The following is a 5,089-nucleotide window of genomic DNA, read 5'->3' as shown; positions in this document are numbered from 1 at the left end:
TACACGCCGTCCAGATTGCGTCTTGCTATGGTCCGAAATCGCAAGAGTAAGAAATTCCGATTGGCTACGTTTTGCTTTGCCGTAAAATTTATAAACTGTAATTGTTATTAGATGATTTTTGAGTTAGAATCGAGTAGGAGTGAGCTTAGATTTTGCTTATTAAACCACTTTTTTAGAACTGAGTGAGCATGTTTGCCAACGGTCTCGTGTATGATTAGTGGCGTAATTTAGCACGGAATTTAACAAGTAAAAACCGAATAGAATATTCCGCAGGAATATTCGTAAGCAAGCTCTAACTAGCCATTAATTATACACCTTGTTGCCAGTAGTATTTTTTATTCGCAAACATTTTTTCTTCCAACTTTTACAATTTCTTCAATTCCGAATTTGTCAAATTTTTCAAGTAAATCACTTGCGCTATTTTGTTTTTTAAATTCAAGTTCTTCTTTGTAAAGTGGAATTAAAGTATAAATGTCAATCACTTTATTATTTTCAAGTTCGATTTCGGTAAAATCAGCCGATAATTCCATTGAGCTGGCTAACATTACTGAATTAAATCCAATTCCTTCTGCAAGTTCATCATCATCTTCGTGTCCGAAAGTGTGCCCAAAACCTAACCAATTTTTATTCGGATGTGGTAACATCATCAATTCCTTCATTATTCTAATTGGCCAATAATTTCGTTCGTCACTAAAAGACTCATATTCTAAATTCCATTCCTTTGGCAACAATATCATAACTTCTGCAAATTCAGATGATTCAATATCTTCAGGTACTTTCATTGGTAAAGCACTCATTCCACAGCTCAACAAAATGTGATAAGGTCTATCTTCTGTAGCTTTTATGAAAAAAATGTCTCTGTGAATTATTTCAGATTCTATTTCGTCAAATACAACAATGTCTGCATCTTCATCAAAGAATTGGTCTAAATGACTGTCAACAATTTCAACACTATTAGGTACTTTATCATTCATATTTTTTTCGGCATTTTGGGAATACGCAATTGTTGAAACAAAAATCAGAAAGATAGTTTTATAGTTCATTATTTTCATTTGATTTTGGTTTCCTCATATTACTGGCAACGGCTTCGTGTATAATTAGTGGCGTTATTAAGCACGAAAGTTAGCAAATAAAACCCGAATAGAATATTCCGCAGGAATATTCGTAAGTAAGCTCGAACCAGCCATTAATTATACACCATGTTGGCATACGTTTGTTTTTATAGATTTTGCTATATCCATTACTAAATAACTAATTTCTGCGTTTCGCTTAGCCGTAATATTTTTTAGTCTACCGTAATACTTACGTATTGCTTTTGTCCGAAATCGGCTGAGTAAGTTAATCCGAGTTAAAGCGGTTTGCTTTTCCATTCAGTATATCAGTCCGCCGTCCAGTTTACATCTTGCTTTGGTCCGAAAGCGCAACAGTAAGAAAGTCAGATTATTGCGATTTGCTTTACCGTAAAACTTATAAACCGCGAATGTTACTAAGAATGTTTTGAGTTAGAAAAGAGTAGGAGTAAGCTTTTTATTTTGCTTATTAAACCACTGATTTTTAGGACTGAGTGAGCATGTTTGCCAACGGTCTCATGTATGGGAAGTTGCGGACAAAAGGAGAATGATTTTTCGCAGGAAAATCAGCCGTCCTAAAATGCACTTACCATAATTTTTTGCCTAAAGTAGCAATTTTTTATACATATTGTTAGCGTACGTGCTATTTATAGAATTAAGAGTAGTCCATTTTTAAACAACTAATTTACTTCGTTTTGCTTTACCGTCCAGCTTGCGTCTTGATTTTGTCCGAAACCGTTTGAGTGATTAAATCTGAGTTAAAGCGCTTTGCTTTTCCATCCAGTTTATCAGTCCGCCGTAATCTTTGCTTATTGCTTAGGATCCGAAGTCGCTTGAGTGAGAGAAGTCCGATTTATTAGGTTTTGATATACGCAATGTATTTCAGTCCGCCGTAATATTTGCGTATTGCTTTGGTACGAAATCGGCTGAGTAAGAAATTCCGATTAGTTAAGTTATGCTTTCCATAAAACTTATAAAACCATTTATACTTTAAGCACTTTTTGAGTTTGGAAAGAGTAGGAGACTGCTGGGATTTTTAGCTTTTAAACTACTGTTTTTCGGAGATTTTAGTGAACCATGTACGCTAACGGTCTCGGCTATGAGTAGTTGCGTGGTTTAGCACTTAACTTAGAAAGTACAGATCAAACTAAAAATCCGCAAGGATTTTTAGAAGTAGGCAAGAATGAGCAATTACTTATAGCCATTGTTGTAAAACGTTTTTTATTTTTGATTGGTTTGGTTGGCCTTTTTTCTTTTTTCCTCGGCTTCTTGTCTCCTTTCTTCAGCTTCTTTTTTCGCTATTTCTTCTCTTTCTCTCTTTATTTCTTCCTCTGTTATTAGATTATCCTTCCAATAAATATCAGGGTCAAGTGAAGAACCTTGGCAACGAATATAAAGGCTTAATGCTAGATAAGTAGGACAAATATTAGCAATTAAATCTGGACCAGAGGCATCAAAACCACCTGATAAAGATGGTAATAGCCCCATATAATTTAGGCTGTCCAATTCTCTGTCTATTCTATGAATATTATCTACACCTGTGATTCTTTTTAATTCGTCCGCATGAACCTTTAAATCTCCATCTGCTGTAACTAAACCATTTGGATAAAGAACTTTTCTTGAGTTTTCTACAGCAAATTGTATTATTCTTGCTTGAGCAGTAGTTAAGCTTTTAAGAATATCTACAAATATTAGATTTTCGTCATCCTGTCCGTCAATTGTACAAGAGGAAGCAAAAAGTCCAGCCCAAAGTTCTAGAACAAAATCATTATCAATTAAAGAGCTATTTTCAATAATGGATAATCCAATTCTAGGATGAGACTTTAATTCAAGTTTATCGCTCTGAAATTCTAGCTTACCTTTAGCTTTTTCAAGCATTTTTATTGCATTATTAAGTCTCCAATAACGAACTTTATCTTGCACCATTAATCCTAGTTCTCCCAATGCTGGTTTACAAGTCAAGAATAGGAAACCTTCGATACCTTCTAGACTTTTTTTGACTGTCGTATCAATGGCTGAAGCTATTGGTTTTATTCCAAACAAGTCTAATCCTTTGTTTTCACTCATATTTTTCTAAATGTTTTACAACGGTCTCGTGTATAATTAGTGGCGTGATTAAGCACGGAAATTAACAAATAAAAACCGAATAGAATATTCCGCAGGAATATTCGTAAGTAAGCTCGACCTAGCCATTAATTATACACTGTGTTGCCATTAGTACTTTTTTTTGTTCAAAATTTAGTTTTAATCTACAAAAGTTTCTCTAATAATATCTTTACAATTCTGTATTTCAGATTTCGATAATTGGTCAAAGGTTTTTAATATACGAGATTTGTCAATTGTCCTAATTTGGTCGATTGCAATCATTCCTTTTTTTCCGCTGTGTTTTACTTTTATTCTGGTTGGATAAGTTTTCAAGTTCGTTGTCATTGGTGCAACTACGATTGTTCTTAAAAACTTATTAATTTCATTTGGCGAAATAATTACACAAGGTCTTGTTTTTTTAATTTCACTACCAATTGTTGGGTCAAGATTTACGAGTACGATAGAATACTGTTCTAATTCCATTCCTCAAAATTTTCGTCCTCAAAGACATCATTGAATAATAATCGGTCGTCATCATTCTCACGCATTTCTTGAAAAGCTTTTTCCCAGTTTTTTCTCGGAGTACTAATTGGTTTAAGGATTATTTGTCCTTTTTCCAAAATCATCTCAACTTTGTCTTTTATGTTATACTTTTCTAAAATAGTCTTACTTAAACGTAGACCTTTAGAATTTCCGATTTTTATAATTGCTGTTTCCATAATACTTTGTTTGTAATTACAAAGTTAGCACAAAACATTCAGTCCGCAAAGTTTTTTCAGTATTAATGGCAACGGCTACATGTATAATTTAGTTGCGTATTTCGGGACTAATTTAGCAAACAAAACTGAGAGCGAGAAAATTCCGAAGGAATTTTCCAAGTAATGACTGACTAAAGCAATTAATTATACATATTGTTAGCCCACGTATGTTTTTGTAGAATCTGCATTGACCCGTTAAAACAACAAATTTTTCACGAACTGATTTGCCGTAAACTTTATTAATCCGATGTGATGCTTGCGGACTGTTAAGAATCCCAAACCGCAACAGTTAGAAAATCCAATTTATTCCGTTTTGGTTTGCCGCACAGTTTATCAGTCCGCCGTCCAGATTGCGCAAAGTTATGTGTCCGAAACCGCAGCAGTGAGAAAATCCGATTTGTTACGTTTTGCTTTTCCGCACAGTTTATCAGTCCGCCGTACTGCTTGCGTAAAGTTATGTGTCCGAAATCGCAAGAGTAAGAAAGTCAGTTTTTAGCGAATTAATTTGGAGTAGGAGTTAGCAGATATTTTGTGATTAAACCACTTTTTTAGAACCGAGTGAGCATGTTGGCTAACGGTCTCGTGTATAATTAGTGGCGTGATTTAGCACGGAAGATAACAAATAAAAACCGAATAGAAAATCCGCAGGATTTTCGTAAGCAAGCTCGAACTAGCCATTAATTATACACCTTGTTGGCATTAGTTTTATTCGACATTTTCATTTGGTAAAGGTCAAAATTTTTCGCCCAATAATCCTTTTCAATCTTTTCTAATTCAAATCCCTGTTTTTCATAAAATTTATGCACAAGTTGAGTTGTTCTAACGATAATTACTTCAATGTTTGTGTTTTCATTTATATGACTAATTCTATATTGAGTTAATTTCTTTCCGATTCCGTTTCGTTGCGAATTCGGGTCAATCATATCCCAAGAAATTCGAGCGATTTTTTGTTCCGTAAAATAGTTAATTCCGCCAGCTCCAATAATTTCTGAGTTAATCTCATAAACAAAATAATCTTCCACTTCGTTGACAAGGTAATTTTCAAAATCCTTTTCCTCTGAAGAGTCAAAATATTCAGGCGTATTTTTCCTAAATAATTCTAATATTTTTGGTTTATCAGAATTTGAATATTTTCTTATCATTCTTTACTAGTTGTGATTTTTCAAAATTAATGCC

Annotated in this window: 5 protein-coding genes; all 5 read right to left on the bottom strand. The window is 33.8% G+C overall.

Going from position 1 to position 5,089, the window contains the following annotated elements; genetic code table 11:
* Positions 1 to 335: 335 nt before the first annotated feature.
* Positions 336 to 1,043 carry a suppressor of fused domain protein gene (locus A6I66_RS16250; protein WP_067151920.1) on the bottom strand — a complete coding sequence of 236 codons (708 nt, stop codon included), beginning with the start codon at positions 1,041 to 1,043 and terminating at the stop codon, positions 336 to 338.
* A gap of 1,248 nt (positions 1,044 to 2,291) precedes the next feature.
* Positions 2,292 to 3,137 carry an Abi-alpha family protein gene (locus A6I66_RS16245; protein ID WP_067151917.1) on the bottom strand — a complete coding sequence of 282 codons (846 nt, stop codon included), beginning with the start codon at positions 3,135 to 3,137 and terminating at the stop codon, positions 2,292 to 2,294.
* Between the two features lie 177 nt (positions 3,138 to 3,314).
* Positions 3,315 to 3,638, bottom strand: a complete 324-nt coding sequence (locus A6I66_RS16240; protein ID WP_067151914.1) for a type II toxin-antitoxin system PemK/MazF family toxin — start codon at positions 3,636 to 3,638, stop codon at positions 3,315 to 3,317.
* On the bottom strand, positions 3,629 to 3,874 hold the full coding sequence (locus A6I66_RS16235) for an AbrB/MazE/SpoVT family DNA-binding domain-containing protein (protein ID WP_067151911.1): 246 nt from the start codon (positions 3,872 to 3,874) through the stop codon (positions 3,629 to 3,631). Before A6I66_RS16235 ends, A6I66_RS16240 begins: the two co-directional genes overlap by 10 nt.
* A 716-nt stretch (positions 3,875 to 4,590) precedes the next feature.
* A complete protein-coding gene (locus A6I66_RS16230) occupies positions 4,591 to 5,055 on the bottom strand; it encodes a GNAT family N-acetyltransferase (protein WP_067151907.1) in 465 nt (154 codons plus the stop codon).
* Between the last annotated feature and the right edge of the window lie 34 nt (positions 5,056 to 5,089).

It is taken from the genome of Pseudotamlana agarivorans (assembly GCF_001642835.1).
GTDB classification, from domain to species: domain Bacteria; phylum Bacteroidota; class Bacteroidia; order Flavobacteriales; family Flavobacteriaceae; genus Pseudotamlana; species Pseudotamlana agarivorans.
Note: the sequence above shows the minus strand (reverse complement) of the source record. Positions and strands in the feature narration are given on the sequence as shown.